At 60.5% G+C, this 22063-nt stretch carries 22 protein-coding genes; 10 read left to right on the top strand and 12 right to left on the bottom strand.

The genetic code is table 11. The features are described from left to right. Positions 1-229: 229 nt before the first annotated feature. A complete protein-coding gene (locus R3C19_25475) occupies positions 230-1294 on the bottom strand; it encodes a tetratricopeptide repeat protein (GenBank protein ID MEZ6063714.1) in 1065 nt (354 codons plus the stop codon). A 383-nt stretch (positions 1295-1677) separates the two neighbouring features. Between R3C19_25475 and R3C19_25480 the strand changes: the two genes are divergently transcribed. Continuing rightward, on the top strand, positions 1678-2004 hold the full coding sequence (locus R3C19_25480) for a hypothetical protein (protein ID MEZ6063715.1): 327 nt from the start codon (positions 1678-1680) through the stop codon (positions 2002-2004). Positions 2005-2293: 289 nt separating this feature from the next. Here R3C19_25480 and R3C19_25485 read toward each other — a convergent pair whose 3' ends face one another. From R3C19_25485 to xseB, 6 genes are all read right to left on the bottom strand, one after another. Further along, positions 2294-3604 (bottom strand): NAD(P)/FAD-dependent oxidoreductase, encoded by a 1311-nt coding sequence (locus R3C19_25485; GenBank protein MEZ6063716.1) that lies wholly within the window; start codon positions 3602-3604, stop codon positions 2294-2296. Between the two features lie 70 nt (positions 3605-3674). Beyond that, positions 3675-4217 (bottom strand): hypothetical protein, encoded by a 543-nt coding sequence (locus tag R3C19_25490; protein MEZ6063717.1) that lies wholly within the window; start codon positions 4215-4217, stop codon positions 3675-3677. 128 nt (positions 4218-4345) lie between these two features. Continuing rightward, on the bottom strand, positions 4346-5770 hold the full coding sequence (locus R3C19_25495; protein ID MEZ6063718.1) for a coproporphyrinogen-III oxidase family protein: 1425 nt from the start codon (positions 5768-5770) through the stop codon (positions 4346-4348). Between the two features lie 145 nt (positions 5771-5915). Further along, positions 5916-7088, bottom strand: a complete 1173-nt coding sequence (locus R3C19_25500) for a PQQ-binding-like beta-propeller repeat protein (protein ID MEZ6063719.1) — start codon at positions 7086-7088, stop codon at positions 5916-5918. A 159-nt stretch (positions 7089-7247) separates the two neighbouring features. Continuing rightward, complete coding sequence (locus R3C19_25505; GenBank protein ID MEZ6063720.1) at positions 7248-8411, bottom strand: iron-containing alcohol dehydrogenase; 1164 nt, start codon at positions 8409-8411, stop codon at positions 7248-7250. Positions 8412-8885: 474 nt separating this feature from the next. Next, positions 8886-9146 carry an exodeoxyribonuclease VII small subunit gene (gene xseB, locus R3C19_25510; protein MEZ6063721.1) on the bottom strand — a complete coding sequence of 87 codons (261 nt, stop codon included), beginning with the start codon at positions 9144-9146 and terminating at the stop codon, positions 8886-8888. Between the two features lie 650 nt (positions 9147-9796). On the opposite strand from xseB, the gene R3C19_25515 reads away from it, so the two are divergent. The 9 genes from R3C19_25515 to R3C19_25555 all read left to right on the top strand — a co-directional run bounded on the left by R3C19_25515 (position 9797) and on the right by R3C19_25555 (position 17634). Next, entirely contained in the window at positions 9797-10942 is a 1146-nt protein-coding gene (locus tag R3C19_25515; protein ID MEZ6063722.1) for an RDD family protein, read from the top strand. Continuing rightward, a complete protein-coding gene (locus tag R3C19_25520; GenBank protein ID MEZ6063723.1) occupies positions 10939-11919 on the top strand; it encodes a stage II sporulation protein M in 981 nt (326 codons plus the stop codon). Before R3C19_25515 ends, R3C19_25520 begins: the two co-directional genes overlap by 4 nt. Then, positions 11916-12395, top strand: coding sequence for a hypothetical protein (locus R3C19_25525; protein MEZ6063724.1), 480 nt, complete (start codon positions 11916-11918; stop codon positions 12393-12395). Before R3C19_25520 ends, R3C19_25525 begins: the two co-directional genes overlap by 4 nt. An 83-nt stretch (positions 12396-12478) precedes the next feature. Beyond that, positions 12479-12751, top strand: coding sequence for a hypothetical protein (locus tag R3C19_25530; GenBank protein MEZ6063725.1), 273 nt, complete (start codon positions 12479-12481; stop codon positions 12749-12751). After that, on the top strand, positions 12748-13653 hold the full coding sequence (locus tag R3C19_25535; protein MEZ6063726.1) for a hypothetical protein: 906 nt from the start codon (positions 12748-12750) through the stop codon (positions 13651-13653). The genes R3C19_25530 and R3C19_25535 overlap by 4 nt, the downstream gene beginning before the upstream one ends. Beyond that, entirely contained in the window at positions 13622-14260 is a 639-nt protein-coding gene (locus tag R3C19_25540; protein ID MEZ6063727.1) for a DUF4350 domain-containing protein, read from the top strand. Before R3C19_25535 ends, R3C19_25540 begins: the two co-directional genes overlap by 32 nt. Then, positions 14214-15191 (top strand): hypothetical protein, encoded by a 978-nt coding sequence (locus R3C19_25545; GenBank protein MEZ6063728.1) that lies wholly within the window; start codon positions 14214-14216, stop codon positions 15189-15191. The genes R3C19_25540 and R3C19_25545 overlap by 47 nt, the downstream gene beginning before the upstream one ends. 170 nt (positions 15192-15361) lie before the next feature. After that, complete coding sequence (locus R3C19_25550; protein ID MEZ6063729.1) at positions 15362-16321, top strand: MoxR family ATPase; 960 nt, start codon at positions 15362-15364, stop codon at positions 16319-16321. Continuing rightward, complete coding sequence (locus R3C19_25555) at positions 16318-17634, top strand: DUF58 domain-containing protein (GenBank protein ID MEZ6063730.1); 1317 nt, start codon at positions 16318-16320, stop codon at positions 17632-17634. The genes R3C19_25550 and R3C19_25555 overlap by 4 nt, the downstream gene beginning before the upstream one ends. A gap of 75 nt (positions 17635-17709) precedes the next feature. Here the strand turns inward: R3C19_25555 and R3C19_25560 are convergent, their stop codons facing one another. From R3C19_25560 to R3C19_25580, 5 genes are all read right to left on the bottom strand, one after another. Further along, complete coding sequence (locus R3C19_25560; protein MEZ6063731.1) at positions 17710-18645, bottom strand: hypothetical protein; 936 nt, start codon at positions 18643-18645, stop codon at positions 17710-17712. Further along, a complete protein-coding gene (locus R3C19_25565; GenBank protein ID MEZ6063732.1) occupies positions 18632-18976 on the bottom strand; it encodes a PadR family transcriptional regulator in 345 nt (114 codons plus the stop codon). Before R3C19_25565 ends, R3C19_25560 begins: the two co-directional genes overlap by 14 nt. Before the next feature lie 166 nt (positions 18977-19142). Further along, a complete protein-coding gene (gene holA / locus R3C19_25570; protein MEZ6063733.1) occupies positions 19143-20129 on the bottom strand; it encodes a DNA polymerase III subunit delta in 987 nt (328 codons plus the stop codon). 102 nt (positions 20130-20231) lie between these two features. Continuing rightward, a complete protein-coding gene (locus R3C19_25575) occupies positions 20232-21809 on the bottom strand; it encodes an arylsulfatase (GenBank protein ID MEZ6063734.1) in 1578 nt (525 codons plus the stop codon). Between the two features lie 27 nt (positions 21810-21836). Continuing rightward, positions 21837-22063 (bottom strand): hypothetical protein (locus tag R3C19_25580; GenBank protein ID MEZ6063735.1); only part of this gene is annotated, 227 nt, incomplete at its 5' end.

The raw sequence follows: 22063 nt of genomic DNA on the forward strand, positions 1-22063 counted from the left end.
ACGAACTCGATCGCGTCCGGCGTCGGTTCCGGAGCAGCAGCGTGAGCGACCGCTCGCGGCTCGGGAAGCGGCAGCCGGCTAACGTCAATGGACGCCAGCAGGTCTTCCACAAGCTGCCGCTCGTCCGACGCCGTCTGCAATTCGGATTTGAAGGAAGCCGCGATGCCCGGTCCGAAGCGTTCTTCTCCCAGCCGAATCCAGTTGGCGGCTTCCGCTCGCCGTCCCGTGGTCAGCAGCAGCGGAACAATCTGCGCCAGCGTTTCGCGAGGCTGCTTGTCGTCGTACAGGTCATCCAGCAGCAGTTCGATCTTCCGGAAGTTTGCCGATCGTTCGCGACACGCGGCCGCCGCTTCCGAAGCTCCAAGCTGATCCAGAGCGATTGCCAGGTGAGTCGTCGCTTCAGCAAACGCAGGTTCCCGCGACACAGCTTCCGCATATCCTCGCGCTCTTCGTCCCACAGGGCCTGACGTTCCGCAAACAGGCCCTTCAGCATCCAGACGGCGGAATGTTCGCGGCAGGCATCCGGCAGGTCCGTGTACCAGTTCACGAACTGCGATTCGTCTTCGTCGATCAGAATGCTTCCCAGCGCGACCTGAGCGTCGATGCAATCGGGATATCGTTCCAGCACGAACCGCAGATCGTTCGCGGCCCGAGCCGTGTTCCCGTCGACGATTTCTTCGCGAGCCATCGCGATCAGCGGCAGACGGTCGTTTCGAAGAGTCGACATGTGATCCTTCAGCGAATCCGGAAACGCTCGCTGCCGCGACGGATAGCCGTAGTTCAGTACCTGGTCGAAGTCGGCGGTGTTGGAATCGACTCGCTTCTTCAGCAACTCGCGGGATTCCAGCAGCCGCCCTTCGGTGCGCAACAGGATTTCCAGCCGACTCTGCGCCAGACCGTTTTCGAAATCCAGCGACATCGCCTGGCGATAAGCGTTTTCGGCGGTCGACAACTGCCCGATCTGAACGGCGGCTTCTGCGAAGTAAACCAGATTCTGCGATCGCGGCCTGTCTTCATCCGTCCAGTCGATGGCCCTCTGATAGTATTCCATCGCGTCGGCAAACCGCTCCTGCCGCGACGCCGCTTCTCCGGCGATCAGCGCAGCGGCGGCGTTGTCTTCGTCTTCGATCAATGCCGCAGCCAGCTCTTCCGCCTGAGCAAACCGGTGTGCCCGCAGGGCGATCCTGGCGGCTCGCAAACGTTCCGCAGAACTGAGCGATGGAGTCATCATCTGCCAGCACAGGATCGCTGCAATGGCGGCAAGCAGCAGCACGGGAGGAAGATACTTTCGCAATGACAAATCTTTCGAGCTGCCGGAAGTCCGTGATCCGATGATGCCGCAGGTGGTCAGAGAAAACGTACGATTTCCGTTTTCGTGCGACAGAAAACGTGCCACATGTTCCCGCGGACCGGGAAGCCTGATCGTAGGCGAATCGTTCTCGCACAACCATTCTTAACCGCGTGCTCCAGCCCCCTGTTCTCGTTCCGCGGCTACCGGCTGCAGTCTCGTTCCAGGGCTGGAGCCCTGGAACGAGTCACTTGCGGGGCGCGATGACTTTGGTGTTTTCTGTACGATCGAACGCTTAGACTGCCGTCAGCACGCAGCAGCGCCGGTCGCAATCGGCTGCTTGCTTCGCGGAACTGTTCGGCGCGTCTTCGACGGTTGGGAAGAATTCGATGAGCGAACCTCTGCATCTCACCGCTGCGCACGCCGCGGCATCCTGCGTGATCAACGTCACCGGCCGGACGAACCGACTGTCTCGCGCGCTGCCAGCTCAGTGCCGGCGATGGATGATGGTCGGCGCGCTATTGACCGCAACAGCGGTGCTGCCGGGCTGCGGCGGGGCAAACACCGTTGAGATTCCGGAGAACCCGATTCCGTTCCCGGGCGCTCCTCAGGCGGTCGAGGACCCCGATGCGAAACACGTCTCCGTGGCCGGCGAAGATCCGGAGCATCAGAGTCAGGAACCACCGAACGACGCGCCGGACTCCCGCAACGAATAGCAAGCTCCGAAGCAGCTCCTGACTTTGTGTCGTTGTGCCTCTGTGTGAGACCCGGTCCGATCGCGTCGCAAGCCGGAATGCGGAATGTGATCTCCCGGATCGGTGTGTGATCTTTCGAGGCCCGGAATGCTGGAATGGGCCAGGATTAAAGCGCGGTCGGGGTTCTCTCACAGAGACACAGAGGCACGGAGGAATCTCTGACCTTTGTGTGAGACCAACGCTTTCGCGGGGCGACGGTTCTCGGACGACGGCCGGATCGTAAGGCGAGAAGGCGCGTTGCGTTGTCCTGCTATTTCGCCGCGGCAACTCTTGGAGGCGCGTCGAGCGGTGGTTCCACGATTCCCATGGCGTCGAAGATGTCGCCGACGCCCGGTTTGAACACGTCGCCCACCAGGATGTCGACCATGTTTGACTTGTACTGCGGATTGTCTCGCAGAAACGTCCCGAAGCTGAATTCCGGAGCGTAAAACGCGTACACCAGCTTGCGGAAGTTTTCGAGCCCCTGCCGGTACAGCGGCTGCCATTGTCCCAGCCGAGCCGCCGACACATCCGTTCGTTCCAGAGCATCGTGGATGGCGTCGGCCGCGAATTCTCCGCCTTTCAGAGCCAGAAAGACACCGCTGGAATACACCGGATCGATGAAACCAAACGCGTCGCCGACCAGCACCCAGCCGTTGCCGGATCCTTTTCGAGAATAGTACGAAAAGTCTTTTGTCGTGAAGAAATCGGTGCAGCGTTCGGCGTCGGTCAGGCGGGATTTCATCGCCGGACAGCGATCGAGTTCACGCTGATAGACGGCGGACGGGTCTCCCGCATCGCCGCCGAACATGTAATTCATGCTGCCGGTGCAGCCGATGCTGACGACGTTGTCCGGCAGCGGGATGTACCAGAACCAGGACTGTTTGCCTTCGGTCTGCATGATAAGCGTCGCGCCTTCGTCGCGTCCGGAATCGCGGCGGGCGTTTTTCCAATACGTCCAGATCGTTCCTTTTCGCAGATGAGGATCGCGGTCGCGTTCGTTGCGCCGGCTGGAAATGAACGACGTCTGTCCGGTGGCGTCCACGACGACTTTGGAGGCGATCCGCCGTTCGGTGCGGCCGCCGTCTTCATTCAGCAGCCGACACTTCACACCAACGGCGGTGTCGTCTTCGAAGATCACTTCGGTGACGTGCGCCGAGGTATGGACGACGGCTCCCAGTTCCGTGGCGCGGTCCAGCAGCATCTGGTCGAACGGGCCTCGCACCACCTGCCACGTGACGCTGCTTTCGTGGGAGTTGTATTCGTCGAAATAGAACGGCGCCGATTCCTTGATGCCGTCGCTGACGAACTGCACGCTGTATTTGCGGGGAAACGCCGACTGTTTCAGCCGTTCGATCAGGCCCAGTCGTTTCAGCGGCCAGTAGGTTTCGGGAATCAGAGATTCTCCGACATGAAACCGAGGCAGTTCGGCGCGTTCCAGCAGCAGAACACTGTGCCCGTACTCGGCCACCAGTGCGGCCGTCGTGCTTCCCGCCGGGCCGCCGCCAACAACGATGACATCGTAGCTTTCGCTGATGGCGGGAAGATAATTGACGGGGACATCTGGATTGATCTGGATCATGGAACCCGGACTCTGCGAGCGTACCTGGAAGCGAATCGAAGTGCTGCCGGAATGATAGTCGAATTCGGTTCTAGTCCAGTGGTGCGGAGATTTCCAACAAATCGACAGCGGGAGCACCGTTGCAGAAAATTGTCGCCATGCGCCCGAAGGTGGCTTCGCCGACCGGCATCTGCAGATAGCGGCTCAATCCGGGTCCCGCCGTGAATTTCAGGATGGCACCCAGATCGATGTGCCGCAGAACGTTGTGAGCGATTAACACGCGTCCCAGCGGAATTTCACCGGATTCGATTTCGCGGCGGACGGGTTCCGTCACATATTGAAAATTGAACCGGACGATGCCGAACTGCACGGGAACCGACGTCCCGTGGCGGTTCAGCAGGATCTTGCGGCAATAGGTGTCGTCGACGTAGCGGGAATCGATGACGGCAACGTCGACGGAACAGTCGTGGTACGATTCCATCGTCACGGTCATGTGATGTTCGTGGACCAGCATTCGCCGGTAAGGTTCGGGAGTCGCTTCGCGCGGCACATGTTCCGCCGACAGGTAAAGCGGTTCGCCATCGGGTTCGGGAAACAGCGAACACAGTTGTTTCAGTTCAATCAGCGGATTCACGGGCAGCGGATTTCACGGCGGGTGGAGATTGGCGAGGCGACGTCAGATCGGCGGACGGTCGGTTTGGCTGCAGCCACGGGAATCCGGTGAAGCCCCTGCCGCAGGAACGAAACTCGACGACCGGTCGGCTATGTGTACCGGACGGATCTGTGTTCTTCTTCGAAGTATTCGGGCAGCAGACTATCAACCTGCAGCAGACCTTTGCGAGTCAGCCGGATCTGATCACCGTCGACGACCAGGTAACCGGCGGCCTGCTGGTTCCGAAACGGATCGGCGAACTCTTTGAAGATGTTGACGCCGTACTTCCTGTTCAGCCGTCCGCCGTCGACCTGACCTTCCTTCATCAGCAGCACCAGTTCACGGATCAGCAGTTGATGAGGCGTCGGCCGCAGCGCGCGGTTGACCGGCAGTTCCCCGCGGCCGACGGTTTCCATGTAGTCTTCGATCTGATCCAGATTCTGATAATGCACTCCCTGAAAATGCCCGAACGAAGAGACCCCCGTGGCGATCAGATCGGCTCCCCGAAACAGATTGTCCCGATAGATGAAGTGATCCGTTTCCGGGTTGCGAACCAGTTCATTGCCGCTGGAAATGTGATAGCCGGCCTGCTGCAGGCGGTCGATGGCTTCACTGACCCAGCGGCGTTTGGTGGGCCAGTCGGCGACGGGAGAATCCAGTCCCTGCTCCTTCATTTCCCGCGAATACACCGTGTTGAACGGCAGTTCCATCTGATACATGGTGATGTTGTCCGGCTGCATTTCGATGGTCTGTTCGATGCAGCGGTGCCAGTTTTCATCGGTTTCGCCGACCATGCCGGCGATCAGATCGATGTTGACCTGTGGAAACCCAACCTGCTGAATCCAGCCGTAGGCTCTCATCACTTCCGGCGACAGGTGAGCACGTCCATTCTGTTCCAGAATGCTGTCGTCGAAGTTTTCGACTCCCAGGGAAATGCGGGTGATGCCGATGTCCTTCAGCGTCTGAACCTTCTCCAGGCTAAGCGTGCCCGGTTCGCATTCAAACGTGACTTCGCGGGCATTGTCCCATGTCACGTGTTCGCTCATGCGTTCCCGCAGAGACTGCAGTTGCCGCGAACTGAGATACGACGGAGTGCCGCCGCCGAAGTACACGACACTTAGTTCGCGACCGCCGACCGCCGGTTTGCGGCTGATGATTTCGATCTCACTGATCAGCGCCTGAACGTAGTCTTCGATCGCTTTCGCGTTCTGGTTGGTGTAAACGCGGAAGTAGCAGAACTTGCAGCGCTTGCGGCAGAACGGAATGTGAATGTACAGCCCCAGCGGCGTCTGGCGAGTTTCCGTCAGCGGCCGTTCGAGCGCTTCGAAGACATCCGGCACGTGTTCGCCGGTCCACAGCGAAAACGGCGGATAGTTGGAAATGAAATAGCTGCCGACTTCCGTGGTTGTCGCCGTGTCTGCCGCGGACATGTCGCGTCCACCTTCTGCTGAAAAATCAAAGTAAATGTCGAAAACCGGGCCGCCGCGAAAATCGTCCGGATCGCGCTGCGTCACTCCTTCAGGCAGCGCTGTCAAGCACTGTCACGTGATATGACGCAACTGGTTTGGTGATCGGTACCGTGGAGTCCGGGGAACCTGCAACTCGCAACGACCTGGCCTCCCGCCACGGGTCAAACGATTCAGAATTCATGCCGGTTTCGCCTTGCCGTTTCGCCGGTGATTATCCGAAGCACCGCAGACGACCGTTCTGGTCATCTTCGCCGACCACCAGACAGCCTTCGCCGATGGCGACTCCGGCAGTGATCGCCTTTCCGGCGCTGAACTTCCAGACCTCCGATCCGTCGTCGATCGATACTCCGTAAAGATTTCGGTCCGCGGATCCGAAGAACAGCCGATTGTCGACGACTGCCGCGGAGCTTTCAATTCGCGCATTCGTGGAAAACGTCCAGCGGCCTTCGCCGGTCCGGCGGTCAATCGCGTGCATCAGTTTGTCGTGGCTGCCGACCATCACCAGATCATCCGTCACTGCGGCCGACGCGTAATACGGCATCGGCCGGTCGCCCGTGTATCGCCAGGCAATCTCGCCGGTGCGGCAGTTGACGGCCAGCACGTCGCCGTTGTGAGTGCCGACATACAGCATGTCGCCGACGATTGCCGGTGACGCGATCAGGATCGACTTCAGCGGCAGGTCCAGTGTTTCCATACCGTTGCGGACGTCGATGATCCGCAGGTGTTCATCACATCCTGACACGAATGTCAGGTTACCCGACAGTGCCGGTGAGCAATTGATGCGGTCATTCGTCTGGAACTTCCAGACCTCTTCGCCCTGCTTCGTCAGGCAGTACAGAAAGCTGTCGTGAGACGCCAGCAGCAGTTCATTTTCGTACGGCGTGACTCCGCCGGCGATTTCTCCGCCGGTTTCAAACTTCCACATGCCGCGGCCGTCGGTTCGACTGACGGCGTGCAGCGTTCCGTCTTCGTCTCCCGCATAGACCGCATCAGCCGTGACCAGAGGTGCCGCCTTGAATCCCGGCGCGAACGCTTTTTCGTCCGGATTCTCGATCGAACGGTACTTCCAGAGTTCGCGGCCGGTATCGCGGTGAAAGCAGTGCAGATAGCCTCGCAGCGCGGGAGCGTAGACGTGTTCGCCGGCGATCGCACAGGTGGCGACCCAGCCGTCGCGGGAAACGACTTCCCATTTCAACTTTGGGTTGTCGGTCAATTTGGTGTTTGCGATTCCCCGCTGCTGCGGACCGTTGCGGAACGATGACCACGCTGACGCCGCCGGAGTTGTCAAAGCGGGCGGATCGTCAGCTCCGATTCGCGGCGTCGCAACGGCCGTCAGAGAAGCACTGGTGATCGTGATCAGAGCATCGCGGCGACTCATCGACATGGGCGTTCCTTTCGAAGGTCCGAACCGGCGGCACACCGTCGAGCCGCCTGGTACTCTGTGTTGTGAAACCTGCGTGCCGTCACGCAAACGTCGCTCCGGCACGCTCGACACCACGCATTCCGCACAATGCGGTCGACACGTCCCGATCCGGTCGATTCACTACATCGCATTCCGATAGATCTGAACGTAGCCGGTCGGATTCATTGTTCGCGGATTGAAGGTCCCCGTCCACTGTTGAGCGGCTTCTTCGGAAAGTGTGAGCAGCATTTCGTCGGAGATCTTCGGTTTGACGGCTTGAGTCAGCGTGGTGGGAGCTCCGGCCAGCCGGACCAGTTCCGTGAATCCCGACTGCAGGCTTTCGACCGCGTCGTCAACCGAATCACCAGCGTCGCTCCAGCCGGCGGCGATGGCCAGTTCCCGATACAGCGGACCGACCTCTTCCGCGTTCCATTGAATCACGTGCGGCAGCAGCAGTCCCACGGCATATCCGTGAGTGGTCTCAAAGTGAGCCGACAGCGGATTGGCTGCGGCATGGGTGGCTCCCAGCATGCTGTTTTCAATGGCCGCTCCCGCCAGGTGAGCACCCAGTTGCATCCGGCCCCGGGCGTCGATGTTTTCCGGTTCCTGCAGCACGACGGGAAACGCGCGGCTGAGCAGTGACCAGGCGTCCCGCGCGAACATCTGGGACACGAAGTTGCGTTTGGTGGTGACGTAACTTTCGATCGCGTGAGTCATCGCGTCGATGCCCGTTGCCGCCGCGACGGCTCGCGGCATTGTGACGGTCAGTTCCGGATCCAGGATCGCAACGCGGCACGCGGCCTTCGGATCGCCGCACGCCATTTTCATGTGAGTCTTCGCGTCGGCGATCACCGCGAACGACTGCGCTTCGCTGCCGGTTCCCGATGTCGTCGGAACAGCGATCATCGGCAGCATCGTCCGGGACGCTCTTCCGACGCCGCGATAATCTCGCATCTGCCCGCCGTTGCTCAGCAGGAAATTGGCTCCCTTGGCGCAATCCATGCTGCTGCCGCCGCCCAGCCCGACGATGGTGTCGATGTTCAGCGACCGGGCGAATTCGACGCAGCGGTCCACGTGTTCCGTCGTCGGATTCGGCGCCACCTGGTCGAAGACAAACACCTGCAATCCGGCAGACGTCAGGTTTTCGACGGCGTGGTCAAGGTGACCGGCGTTTTTCAGTCCGGAATCCGTCACCAGCAGAATTCGCTTCGCCGAAAGCTCCGACGCGACGCTTCCCAGCCGAGCGAATGCACCGCCGCCATAGACGACTCGCGTCCGCGGCTGGTAATCAAATGCGGCAGCCACAGTCGGCAGGCTCGCCGTCGCGAGCGATGTAGGAGTGGCTGATTGCATATGCGACAGATTGACGATGCGGGCGGCTGGAAAAATGCAGGCGGGTTGAGTCTGCCGACAGATTGTAGAGCCGTCCAGCACTCAGGCTCGCAAGGATAATCAGATTCCCGCATTCCGGCCACCGAACGCCACCGACACGCCCTCCCGGACCGTCCGTCTCACCGGCTACCACATCTTCGCAGAAGTTGTGCGGCGCAGCCGTCGGAAAGCGTTACGAGACGCGCTGCCGCCATCGAACGTCCTCCGGCGCAACCATCGGGAGGGCGAGGCTCCCGCCGAGCCGGTGCCGCAACGGACGTCCTCTGGCCCACTTTGGCCCACGCGGCTCGGCAGGTGCCTCGCCGTCCCGGACAGGCGATCGCCGGTTCAGAACAGGCTGCGGCTGTCGTCCGGGGCTTTTCCGCTCGCGCGATGGATGCGGTTCCGTCAAAGTCTGTCGTTTCGACGGAGCCGTCTGCGGTCAGGCGAGTCACCAGTTCTATTCGCCCCTGCGGCGGCGTCGAGAATGGCGTGGCACCGGCGCAGCAATTTCATGCCGCGTTCGAACTGCTGCAGCGATTCTTCCAGCGGAGCCTGCCCGGATTCCAGCAACCCCACAATGTCGCTCAGTTCCGACATCGCCGCTTCGACCGTGATCTCGGAATCCTCGCCGCTGGGTGAATCGGGTTTTGACTTTTTCTTCGCCATGTTCACCAAATAGCAATGTCGTCCAATTAGGCCTGCGGAAGATGAGAATAGACCCTCCCGTTTCAACGGGAGGGTCGAAGTTTGATCGCCGTTCAGGCGATCAAACGAGGGGAGGGCGTCCGCGCAACGGGAGTTCCCAGTGCGTCACTCTCCCCGCGATCGAACGCCTGAACGGCCTTCGATCGGCGACCCTCCCGTTGAAACGGGAGGGTGAAGCAATGGCCGCTCTGCACTGGAAAATTTTCATTTGCCGAACGCCCCAATCATCACCGGTTCGCAAGTCGCCCGTTGATTCGTGCTGCGCGTCTGGTCGACCAGTGTACGGAAATTGACCGTTGCGTGGGAATCGTGCGGCTCGCGGTTTCCAACGGCCGCAACCGGGCTTCGGAAAAAACGGCACGCTGTTCTGAACGGATTGGCTGTTCGGCCACCGATTCGACCAATCGGGAACGTCGACTTCGTTGTGCGGGCAATTCTCGTTCCTCCGCCGGAAATTGGCGGGAACGGCGGTGCTTGCAACGAGTAAATTGATCTGTCATCTTGGCCGAGCCGTTGTCGCGGCATGAACCGTGTTTGCAGACCGGAATGTTCAATGTTGCCGCAGGAAACCGCGGTGTCCCGGATTCTGTTCCTGTGATCTGTGGATTTCCATGAGCAGCCAACTGATCGTCGACACGCGAGTGACCGTGGAAACGCCCGAAGGCGTCGACTTTCGGTTTGTGATCGCCGGACCCGGCAAGCGCGGCATGGCATTTGTGATGGACACCGTTCTGGTGACGGTTGTCTCCATCGCGATCATCTGGCTGGTGTCGATCCTGATGGCCTTCAGCGGCACGGTTTCGGGAGCGATGATGGGAGTGATCCTGCTGGTCATCTTCGTCGCACAATGGCTGTATCGAGCCCTGTTTGAAGCGTTCTGGAACGGACAGACTCCTGGAAAACGATCGGCGGGCCTGCGAGTCGTGCGGACGAACGGCACACCCATCGGCTGGTTTGAAGCCTTCGGCCGCAGCGTGCTGCTGGTTGCCGACGGGTTCGTGCTGGTTCCCGTTCATCCTGACATTCCGCCATTTATTCCCACTTACAGCGTGGCGCTGCTGTCGATGTTCGCGACGGCTCGAATGCAGCGGCTGGGCGACATCTTCTTCGACACAATGGTGATCGACGAGTCGCGGGAATTCATCAGCCGCGCAGCCGGCGTGACTCACGGAATTGAGCCGATCGCGCGAACCGAGTGTTCCGGCCGCTACCATGTTCCGGAACGAACTCTGGCCGTGATTGAGCGGCTGTTCGAAGGCGATCGCATCATCACCGACGGACGCCGTGAAGAGATCGCTCGACCACTGTCCTCCGCACTGCGGCGGCAACTGGGGTTTGCCGAGCCGCCCGTTGATCCTCGCAACCCCAACACGTATTTTCGAGACGCGCCGGTGCAGCACACGGCGTTCTTGCGGCGCATTCTGAAGACGTTTTCCGAAGACCCGCGCGAGAAGAAGACAACCGACCGCGATGCCGCCGCGGCGCAGGATTCCCTGGATCACACCGCGATTTCTCACATCGCCGAACGATCCCGGCAGAATCGTCGTGAACACAACCCGTTCGCGCAGCCGGGCAGGGCTTCCGCCGTCGGAACGAATGCAGCCGCGTCCACCGTCGCAGCAGCGGCAATTCCGCCAGAAGCCGCGCAACACAGCGGCGAACCGCGGGACGGAATTCAGTCGCTACAGGAAGTCGCCGACGAAGACACGTCCCGTGATCAGCCGCCGACAGGCAACCGTCCGGAGGATCTTCTGTGAATCGCGAACGGTTCATCAAGCAGCGCCGCGGCGACTGGCAGCAGTTCGAAGCTCTGCTTCAGCGCATGAAGGGTTCCCGGCTGGGCCGGTGGAGCGGTCGCGACATCGGCAACCTGTCGCGACTGTACCGTTCAATCTGCTACGACCTGTCGCTGGTCCAGTCGCGTGAATGGGGAGCCCGGCTGGAACAGTACCTGAACGACCTGGTCGCTCAGGGCCACAACTGCCTGTACCGGTCGCCGCCGCGATCGATTCACGGAGTGCTGAAGTTTCTGGCCGAAGATTATCCGCGGCTGCTGCGAGCCAGGAAGGAGTTTTTCTTCGTGGCGCTGGCCCTGTTTGTGGTGCCGTTCCTGGTATCGATGATCGTGGCGACGATCGACCCGGTGCTGGCCGAACAGCTTGTCGACAGGGTCGTGATGGAAGAAGCCGGTGAAAGCTATGAGAAGGATTTCTACGAGGACGGCGACGTCAGCTATGCCGACCAGCGATCCGCGATGGCCGGCTTCTATGTGCAGCACAACGTCGGCATCGCGCTGCAGTGTTTTGGTCTGGGAGTCTTCTTCGGCGTGGGAACGGCGGTGACGCTGTTGTTCAACGGCATCGCTCTGGGCGCGATTACGGGCTTCATTATCAACCAGGGACATTCCGACCGATTCTTCAGCTTCGCGATTTCGCACGGTTCGTTTGAACTGACGGCGATTGTCATTTCCGGAGCCGCCGGGCTGCTGATCGGCTGGGGCATGATTCATCCCGGCAACCGGACTCGCATGGAATCGCTGCGGTACCACGGTCTGGAAGCGATCAAGCTGGCCAGCGGAGCCGCCGTGATGCTGCTGATCGCCGCATTAATCGAAGCCTACTTTTCGCCGATGCCCGGAATTCCTCACGCCGTCAAGTATGCGGTGGGCACGATGCTGTGGATCCTGGTGATCGCTTACCTTGGATTCGCCGGACGGGAGGCTGATGCGGCATGAAGGTGGAAGACTGCATCGTCAGTGTCGAACGACGCTCGCTGGGCGGCTGCCTGGACCTGGCGTTTGTGTTCGCTCGACATTTCGCGGCTCCGATTGCCCGGCTGACGCTGATGTTTGCGATTCCGTCCTGTGCGCTGGTGTGGCTGCTGACCAGTCGCGCGACGGACATGCTGATTCCGTCCATCCTGATCTTTCTGTTCTTCAATGCTGATGAGCGGTGCTTTGGTGGCCAGTATCGGACCGCAGGTCTTCGGCGTTCCGATCACGACATCCGCCGCGCTGAAGGGAGTGCGCAGCCGGTTGTTTTCGTATCTGTTTCTGACTCTGGTTGCCCGGTTTCTGCAGATCTTCACCGGGTTCTGCATGGTGCTGCCGTCGGTGTTTGTCACGGCATACTTCGGACATCTGCCGGAAGTCATGCTGCTGGAACGCACTCGGTTCAGCCAGGTCACTCAGCGGCTGTCGTGGCTGGGTAAGGGCGGCGGCTATTCGCGAAATCTGGGTCGGCTGGTTTCGCTGCTGGTGTTCTGGGGTATCGCCAAGCGCCGGGATTTTTCGCATGATCGACATGCTGAGCGATACGTTGTTCAATTCACCGATCTTCTTCAACACGATCTCCAACAGCCCCGACATCGCCGACGCGCTGATGGGAAGGCTGATCGACGATCCCGGCGTGCTGACACTGCTGCAGGTTTCTCTGTGGATTCCGTACCCCGTCATTCGGCTGGCGTGGTTCTTCTGTTACCTGGACCAGCGGATTCGCAACGAATGCTGGGATCTGGAACTGCAATTTCGAGTCGAAACGAACCGCCTGGAGGAACAGGCCGCATGAACAGAATGCCGGCGCTGATTATTGCTGCCTGCCTGCACTGGGCCGTTTGCGCGAACGCCGCCTTTGCGATCGACGTCAGCCAGACGGCGGAATCGCGTCTTCTGCCAATCGGCGGCGTGCAGGCGCTGACGCTGGCGCAGAACGACCTGCCGTCCGAACAGATTCGCGACGCCGCTCGTCGAGTCATGCAGCAGAACGAGTACCGCTCAGTGCGTCGGCGAGTCCTGGAGAACATTCCGGAAAACGACGCCGACAAGGGATTTCTGGAAGGCATGACCAGCAGCATCGGCACGGCGATCGGCGACGCCATCGACAGCGTCCTGACCTGGTTTTCCAGCCTGTTTTCGTCCCGCCGCCAAAGACCGAATACGCAATCGGTCAACATGCCATCCAGCGGGCTTTCGATCGGTCTGTCACAGGTGCTGTTGTACGTCGCCGTGATCGCTCTGGTGGGAGCCGCCATCTGGATCATCGCCGCAATTGTTCGGACGTCCGACGGGCGAAATCATTCCCGGGATCGCAGCTTTTTGAACACGGAAGAAGATCTGGAAAACCTGAGCGTGCCTCCCGGCGAACTGGCCGCGTCGACCTACGAATCGCGAGCCCTGCAGTTTGCGGCGGACGGAAACTTTCGCGCGGCGATTCGCGAACTGCTGCTGGGCAGCATGAGCTGGATTGAACGAGCGGGGCTGATTCGTTTCCGCCGGGGACTGACCAACCGCGACTATGTGCGCGCCGTCTGGCGTCAGGAAGTTCGTCGCGACGCGTATGGCGTGACGGCTCTGGAATTCGAACGCGTTTATTTCGGCCGCCGTGATGCCACCGAAGAAATGTTCCGGCACTGTCTGACCTCCTTTCAGAAAGCCTTCCGTGAAGAAGCCGCGACGACTGCAGAAGTCTGACACCTGCTGGCTGCTGGCCGCGGCGGCTCTGGTGCTGCTGCAGTTCTGGTGGCTTCCCGGCGACCCGGGGACTCCCGACGATTCCTACAGCAACGCCATCGAGGGCAAACGCGGGCTGTTCGAAACGCTGCACGACCTGTCAACCGCCGGCGTGCTGCCACCCGTTCGACGAGAATCGAACCGGCTGATCCCGGACGGCAATGCCACGCTGCTGGTGCTCAGCCCCGATCGCTATCCCAACACGCACGAACAGTCCGAACTCGCCACCTGGGTCTACAACGGCGGCACACTGCTGTTCGCTCCGAACTGGAGCAACCCGGACTGCTCCGTTTTTCAGCTCAGCATTTCCATCCAGGCTCAGCCGTATTTTCAGCAACAGGCCACCGTCAGCCCAACTGCCGCGCCGGGTTCTTCCGGTACGACTCCCGCTGAAAGTCCGGCGACAACCGGCGACGCGGTTGAAAGCGGAAACACCGCTGCTCCTGAAACGTCGATTCCTGCAGAAGCCCCGGAATCCGGCACTTCACCGGAACCTCCCGCTTCGGAAACGCCGGCGGTCGATGCTTCGGCCGCGCTTCGGAACCTCCGCTTCGGAAACGACCGCTGAGCTTGCGCCGGCGGTCGATGCTTCGGCCGCGCAGTCTGCCGCAGCACCACCAGGTACTGCGAACGCCGAGGATGACGAAGACGACATTGATCTGAACAAGACCCCCAGTCTGCTGCCGAAGCAGGGAACGGAAGCGATCATCGAAAACGCCGACGAATCGTCCGTTCGAGTTTCCGAAATCGAATCCAGCAGCACGCTCGTCCAGGGTTCGGTTCCCTGGCGAACGCGAGCCACCATGACGACGCCTCCCAGCCGCGCGACAACGCTGGTGCAGGGACCGTCCGGCGAAGTTCAGGCCGCTTCCTGGAAATACGGCAACGGACTGGTTGTGGTGTCCGCCAGTCCCGATGTGTTTTCCAATCGAGCCATGCTGGACGAAACCCAGGCCGAACTGGCCGTGCGGCTGGTGGAGTACGCTCACGCGGATCACGCCGGCAACAACCGCGGCGGCGCGACGATCGTCGTCAGCGAATTCCTGAATTCCACCGACTCGTACCGCGGAACGGCCGTGCTGATGAGCCCCGGGCTGCGGTCCGGAACGCTGCAACTGATCCTGATCGCGATGCTGGCCGGCTGGTATGGATTCCATCGGTTCGGTCCGCCCGTGAAGACACAGAACCTGCAGCGCCGCAGCCTGACCGACAGCGCCATCGCGGTCGGCAATCTGCAGTTTCGCTCCACCGGATCGGCCGAGTCGGTGCGCTGTTACACCGAATATCTGAAAAGTGTGCTGCGGCGACTGTTCGGCGGCACCGTCAGACTGGAAGATTTCACCGCCGTGGCTCATCGCACCGGACTGTCACCGGAAGAAGTGCAGCAGCGAGTCACCACGGCGGAAGATCTCGGAGCCAACCGACACACCAATCCCGCGCGAGCCGCTGCCGCCATTCGAGGACTCGCGGACCTGCACGCCCGGCTGACGGGAAGTTAAGACGTCGCTTCGAAACCCGCAAGACAAAAATCACCGCCTGCCTGATCCGGCAGCAGTCAGACGGCGGCACTCTCAACTCTCAACTCTCAACTCTCAACTCTCAACTCTCAACTCTCAACTCTCAACCCTCAACCCTCAACTCTCAACTCTCAACCCAGCGTCCGAACCTCATGCAACTCACAGACGTTTCGAATTCATTCAACGCGGCCGTTGAGCAGATCGGCAAGGTGGTTGTCGGTCAGATCGAGCTGGTCGAAGGCGTGCTCGTAGCGCTGTTTTCCGAAGGCAGCGTGCTGATTGAAGGCCCGCCGGGACTCGGCAAAACGCTGCTGGTCAACGTGCTGGCGTCGACGGTGTCATGCAGCTTTCGGCGAGTTCAGTTTACTCCCGACCTGATGCCGTCCGATCTGACCGGACACAGCATTTACGACATGAAGGACCAGGTCTTTCGTTTCAATCAGGGACCGGTATTCACCAACATTCTGCTGGCCGACGAAATCAACCGCTCGCCCCCGAAAACTCAGGCGGCGCTGCTGGAAGTCATGCAGGAACATCAGGTGACCGTCGACGGCACGACGCACCGGCTGGACAGCCCGTTTCTGGTCATCGCGACTCAGAATCCGATCGAACACGAAGGCACGTACCCGCTTCCCGAAGCGCAGGTCGACCGCTTTATGTTCAAGTTGCTGGTCGACTATCCGCCTCATGCTGACGAAGTTGACATCCTGCGGCTGTATTCTTCTGGACGCGATCCGCGGCATCTGAGCGACTTCGGTCTGCAGCAGGTGATGAAGGCCGAAGACGTCGTTGCCGTGCAGGAAGCCGTGAAGCAGGTGATCGTCGAAGAGAAGCTGCTGAAGTACATCGTGGACATCGTTTCGTCCGCGCGAACGTGGGGTTCGGTCAGCGTCGGTCCCAGTCCGCGAGCGGGAGTGAACCTGCTGATCGCCGCGCGAACGCTGGCGGCGTGCCGGGGGCGAGACTTCGTGACTCCCGACGACATCAAGGAACTCGCGCCGTGGGTTCTGCGGCATCGCGTGCGGCTCCGCCCGGAAGCGGAAATCGAAGGCAGCACCGCCGACGAAACCGTTCGCCAGATCATGGACAGTGTTGAGGCACCCCGGTCGTGATTCCTTCCCGGCTGCTGATTTTCTTAGCGCTGATGCTGGCTCTGCCACTGATGTTCGGCGGTCTGCGCCGAGACGTGGCCGATATCGCGTTGCTGCTGAACGTCGTGCTGGTCGTGGTTGCGGGAGTCGATCTGCTGATCAGCGGAGCACCTTCCGATATCGAAGTCGAGCGCGAGATCTCCGATGTGCTGAGCGTCGGAACTCCCAACCCCGCTCGACTGGTGCTGCGCAATCGATCCCGCCTGCCGCTGACCGTGAATGTTCACGATGACCCCGGCCCGCTGTGCGACACTGACCCGGATCGTATGCCGCAAACCGTGGCCCTGAACCCGTGGAAGGAAGCCACGGTCAGCTATTCCGTCACGCCGCTGCGCCGCGGAGCTTCCGAATTGCCGGCCGTGCACATTCGCTTTCCGACAACACTGAAACTGTGGACGCGGCACGAAGTCCGGCCGCTGAAGACTCCCGTGCGGATTTATCCCGACATTCGCGCTGTCTATCGCTACGAACTGATGGCCAGCCGTAATCGCCTGGCGGAAATCGGAGTTCGCATGCTGCGAATGCCCGGCCAGGGACGCGAATTCGAACGGCTGCGGGAATACCGCTACGGCGACGAAATCCGCCAGATCGACTGGAAAGCGACCTCCCGCCAGAGAACTCTGATCAGCCGCGAATTCAACGTCGAACGCAATCAGAATCTGGTGCTGATGATCGACTGCGGCCGGTTCATGCGCAACGAAACCGACGGCATTTCCTACCTGGACCGCGCGCTGAATTCCGCCATCATGCTCAGCTATATCGCTCTGGGGCAGGGCGACAACGTGTCGCTGATGGCGTTTTCGAATCGCATCGAACGCTTCATTCGCCCGGTCCGCGGCAAGCCGGGAATTCAGACAATTCTGCGTTCCACCTACGACATCCAGGCATCCACAAAAGCGGCCGACTTCAGCCTGGCTCTGGAATACCTGGCCATGGTTCAGCGAAAGCGAGCCCTGGTGATTCTGATCACGTTTGTGACCGACGAAATTCAGCTTAGCGTGATCGGCGAAAGCCTGAAGCTGCAGTCGCTGCCCTATCTGCCGATGTGCGTGCTGCTGCAGGACGTTGGTCTGCGAGCGATGGCGGACCGGATTCCCGCCGACGACATCGACGCCTTCCACACCTCCGCAGCCGCTCAGATTCTGACCGGGCAGGCTCAACAGGTCGCCGCTCTGCGCGACAACGGAGTCATGATGGTCGATACGCCGCCCGACCTGCTGACCGAGCGGCTGATCAACGAATACCTGAGCGTCAAGATGCGGAACCTGATGTAACGCATTTGACGCAGTCACAGGCTCGCCGCGGACGATCGAATTCCTGCCCGGCCGGAATCAGCGGATTGCCGCCGTTCAGTTTTCTTCGGGCGAAATCTCTGCCTCCGCCGCCGCTTCCAAAGCAGGCTCGTTTGCCGGTGGCGTGTCTGTCGACGATCCCAGGTGGAGTTGATTCAGCGTGGTTTCGAAGAACTGCTTTGTGATCTCTTCCACCTGCTCCGAGGCTTCCGCGGAATTGACGGTTCCGCGCAGGACGACGCTGTCCTTCAGATAGACGACCTGAATCTTGCTGTCGGGAAACAGGCTTGCCAGAAGTTCCTGGACCTTCGCGGATTGCTGAGTCTGGACACTGTCTCTCGCGGCGCCGACACCGGGATAGGCTGATACCGCACCGGGATAGCCGCCGGCACTCATGCCGCCTCCCATCATCATCGGTGACATCCCCGAATCGAAGCCGCCACTGCCACCGGCATAGCCGCCTCCTGGATAACCCGTGCCCATACCGCCGTTGTCTGCGGATGCTGCCATCATCTCCATCATTGACGAACCACCGTACGCGGCGTCTGAAGTTTCGGGGCGACTCTTGCCGATCTGTGCCGCGAGTTCGCTGAGGGTCTGACTTTGTCTGGACAGACTCTGCTGCAGCAACTGGATGTGCTGAGTCAGTCCGGCGACGCGCGCACTGGACTCTTCCGCGATGTACAGCATGGCGAACATCCCGACTCCGGCCGCCAGAACACATGTCGTCACGGCCGCGATCCTGAGTTTGCGATTCATCATCTGCCCTTTCGTCGAATCCCACCAAAGTCGTCTCGCGAGTTTTCCCGGATCGCCGAATCGGTCCAGGACGCGAGTCTCTGCTCGCCGTTCGTCACCGTCCCGCAGCAGTTCACGATTCATGGAACAGGTCAGGTGATCGGCCAGTTCATCCCGTATGTCGTCGCGCAGGTCCGCCGGGTCGTCCGGAGCGGGCTGCGGCAATGCCATGTCAATTTCGTCATCCCATCGCATAAGCGTCTCCCGGCAAAGCGCCCAGCACTCCGTTGACTCCGCGAGCAAAGTCCAGCCACGACTTGCGCCGCTGATCCAGCGACTTCTTACCCGCCGCCGTAATTCGATAGTACTTGCGTCGCCGGCCGTCGTGTTCCTGCCAGAATGATGTCAGCAGCTTCTGACGTTCCAGACGATGCAGCGCCGGATACAGACTGCCTTCCTTCAGTTCGAAGGTGCCTTCCGAACGACTGAAAACCTGCTGCGTGATGTCATAGCCGTAGGACGGCCCGGCCGAAATGACTTCCAGCAGCAGTAGATCCAGAGTTCCCGCCAGTTGTTTCGGGTCCATTTCAGTGCCCTTACCTTGCGTGTCTATGCATATGTGTAGACTGTCGATGTATGCGTGTCAAGGATTCCTCGGAAGCTTTGCCTGACGCCCCGAATTCGGGCGACGCGGTGCTATTCGCTGCCTCCCGGTGGCGGGCGGCTATTCGCTGCCTTCGGGCGGCGGGCTGCTATCCGGCCAGTTGCACAAACAGCCGTTCCAACTGCAGTCTGGGCTCGACTCGACTGCCGCCCTTCAGGTTGTGATCCGCTTCGACCAGCCACTGCAGCAGTTGGCAGGCTTTGTCGTAGCCGATTCGCCGCAGGTATTTTTCGGAAGCGGCAACCGCGCCCGGGAACACGCCGGCAGTCCTGAGAGCGCCTGGCAGGTCGCGGGTTTGGCGAGCGATCTCCGTGGCTTCGGCGTACTTGCGGAACACAAAGGTCACGCCGCCGAGAATTTTGATCGGGTGTTCGCCGGAGACGATCAGCTTGTCGAGATTCTCAATGGCAAACGCCACGTTTCCGTCGCGGACGGCGTCCAGCATGTGCCACGTGGTTTCCAGCCGCCAGCCGCCGACGACTCGCGTGACGTCGTCTTCCGTGATTGTCTGGTTGTCACCGACCAGAGCGGCCAGCTTGGCCAGTTCCTGCTCCAGCATCCCCAGGCTGTCTCCGGCCAGTTGAATCATCAGCGCCGCGGCGGAGGGAACCAGGACCTTTCCGAATTCTTCCGTCGCTGATTTCTCCAGCCACTTCAGCAGTACAGCGCCGGTCAGAGGAGTGCATTCCACGGCAAGACCGGTCTTTTCCACGGCCTTCGCCAGCTTGGTATTCTTCGGCCACGACTTCACGTCCAGAATCAGCAGCGACGCTTTGGACGGGTGAGCGACGTACTTTTCGAGTCCCGGACGGTTGTCTTTGATGAAGTCGTCCGCGTCGTCGATCATGACGATTCGCTGATCGCCGAACATCGACACGGTCAGCAGTTCGTCGACCACGCTGCGCAGATCGGCATCCTTTCCGGGGACCCGCGTGAGTTCCACATCGTCGCCGCCGCTGAAACCGGGAATCCGCTTCAGAGCTTCCAGCTTCAGGTACCGCTCACTGCCGTACACGACCACCACGGGAACGTGGCTGTAGGCGTGTTTTCGAGAAAGGAAGTCCGTGGCATGCATTGAAAAACAGCTTCAGCTTCACCGTTGCAATCTGAAATCTGAAATCTGAAATCTGAAATCTCAGATCTCAGATCTCAACCCTCAACTCTCAACTCCCCCCACCTAACGATCAATCAGTTTCAGCGGAAACAGGTCCGACGGCACGTGCTGTTCGGCCATTGTTTGTTCCAGCCGCGCGACGACGTCGGGGTGTTGCCTGGCCACATCGTGTTGTTCACCGATGTCCTCGGCGATGTTGTACAGTTCCGTCCTGACCGTGGCGTCCTGCTGATTGCGGCGGTTCAGATTCTGTCGGACGGCCTTCCAGTTTCCGACTCGAACAATTTGCTGACCGCCGTAGCCGGCGAATTCGCGGTACAGGAACGGGCGTTCCGGTTGTTCCTGTCCCAGCAATGTCGGCAGCAGGCTGATTCCGTCGCAGTCAGCCGGAACCGTGTCAGCCGCATCGACGGATTCCAGAATTGTCGGCAGCCAGTCTTCAAACCCGCTGATCCGGCTGCTTTCGGAGCCGGCGGCGACCCTGCCGGGCCAGCGCACGATGGTGGGGACGCGAATGCCGCCTTCGTATAGCGATCCCTTCAGTCCGCGAAGCTCGCCGACGCTTTCGAAGAACGTGTAGTCGACCTCCTGATCCAGGTGAGTCGTGCCGTTGTCGGAACTGAAGACCACCAGCGTGTTGTCGGCCAGGTCGAGTTCCTCCAGCAGATTCAGCACGTTGCCGACGTACCGGTCCAGGCGGGAGATCATCGCCGCATAGGCGGCTCGCGGCGTGAAGTGCGGCGTGTAGCCTCCATTGGCGCGAGTAAATGGCGGATCGTTCCAGCCCAGTATCAGATACGGCTGCAATTCTTCATCCGGCACATGCAGCGCGACGTGAGGAATCACCGTGGGGTAGTAGCAGAAGAACGGTTCGTCACTGTGGCTGCGAATGAAGTCCAGTACCTGCGCGTTGATGCGATCGGGAGCGTAGTCGGTTCCCTTGAACGGGTCGTAGCTGCGGGGATCGTTCGGGTCGGCGCCTTCCGCCAGTCCGGCGTGGCCGGGAATCGGCGGGTTGTTCTGCAGTTCAATGCTGCCGTTGTCGACTCGCAGAAACGAAGGGTAATAGCTGTGAGCGTGTGCCTGGCAAAGATAGCCAAAGAAGCGATCGAAGCCCTGGTTCAGCGGGACGCCACTGGAATCCGGCCCGCCGAGTCCCCATTTTCCGAAGACTCCCGTCTTGTAGCCGCGGGCCTGCATGAGTTCGCCCAGTGTGATTTCGGAATCCGGAATCGGCTGCTGTCCTTCGGGCGGCGTCGACCGATTATCGCGAACGAATGCGTGGCCGGGGTGCTTTCCGGTCATCAGCACGCACCGGGACGGAGCGCAGACCGCGTTGCCGCAGTAGTGCTGAGTCAGCTTCATTCCCTGCGATGCGAGCCGATCCAGATTCGGCGTTTTGATCAGCTTTTGACCGAAACAGCCCAATTCGCGATAACCCAGATCGTCGGCAAGGATGAAGACGATATTCGGCGTCTCAGCATTCGCCGCCCCGGCATTCGGCGCGGCAGTGATCGGCGTGGCGGCGACGGCGGGCGTGACAAAGCGCCCGCAGCAAAACGCCAGCAGGACGATCGCGGGGAAGATGTGCCTGAACATCAGCGGCGACTCCCAGGTGAAGGTACACACGTGAAGAATCATGGCGAAACGTTTCGTGGCGGGCTGCGATCACAGTGTGATCTTTTGGCATCGGGAGTCAAACCGCCCGCGGCAATTCGGGTTAGCCGAGCGGCGCGGGAGATTATACTGCTCACGGGTAAGAATGAGGCGTTCGGGCTCGTGAGTTATGCCGCGGGCGGGGAAAAACGAGGCATTCAGGCTCGCGACCGCAAGGCGATCGGCAGATGAGAATTTACCAATGCAGAGCGACAATTGCTTCACCCTCCCGTTTCGAC

Source organism: Planctomycetaceae bacterium, assembly GCA_041398785.1.
Lineage (GTDB): Bacteria > Planctomycetota > Planctomycetia > Planctomycetales > Planctomycetaceae > JAWKUA01.

Coding starts and splice junctions, on each gene's coding strand:
- R3C19_25480 (MEZ6063715.1), top strand. CDS start 1,678: ATGAGCGAACCTCTGCATCTCACCGCTGCGCACGCCGCGGCATCCTGC.
- R3C19_25485 (MEZ6063716.1), bottom strand. CDS start 3,604: ATGATCCAGATCAATCCAGATGTCCCCGTCAATTATCTTCCCGCCATC.
- R3C19_25500 (MEZ6063719.1), bottom strand. CDS start 7,088: ATGTCGATGAGTCGCCGCGATGCTCTGATCACGATCACCAGTGCTTCT.
- xseB (MEZ6063721.1), bottom strand. CDS start 9,146: ATGGCGAAGAAAAAGTCAAAACCCGATTCACCCAGCGGCGAGGATTCC.
- R3C19_25515 (MEZ6063722.1), top strand. CDS start 9,797: ATGAGCAGCCAACTGATCGTCGACACGCGAGTGACCGTGGAAACGCCC.
- R3C19_25525 (MEZ6063724.1), top strand. CDS start 11,916: ATGAAGGTGGAAGACTGCATCGTCAGTGTCGAACGACGCTCGCTGGGC.
- R3C19_25530 (MEZ6063725.1), top strand. CDS start 12,479: ATGATCGACATGCTGAGCGATACGTTGTTCAATTCACCGATCTTCTTC.
- R3C19_25535 (MEZ6063726.1), top strand. CDS start 12,748: ATGAACAGAATGCCGGCGCTGATTATTGCTGCCTGCCTGCACTGGGCC.
- R3C19_25545 (MEZ6063728.1), top strand. CDS start 14,214: ATGCTTCGGCCGCGCTTCGGAACCTCCGCTTCGGAAACGACCGCTGAG.
- R3C19_25550 (MEZ6063729.1), top strand. CDS start 15,362: ATGCAACTCACAGACGTTTCGAATTCATTCAACGCGGCCGTTGAGCAG.
- R3C19_25560 (MEZ6063731.1), bottom strand. CDS start 18,645: ATGCGATGGGATGACGAAATTGACATGGCATTGCCGCAGCCCGCTCCG.
- R3C19_25565 (MEZ6063732.1), bottom strand. CDS start 18,976: ATGGACCCGAAACAACTGGCGGGAACTCTGGATCTACTGCTGCTGGAA.
- holA (MEZ6063733.1), bottom strand. CDS start 20,129: ATGCATGCCACGGACTTCCTTTCTCGAAAACACGCCTACAGCCACGTT.
- R3C19_25575 (MEZ6063734.1), bottom strand. CDS start 21,809: ATGATTCTTCACGTGTGTACCTTCACCTGGGAGTCGCCGCTGATGTTC.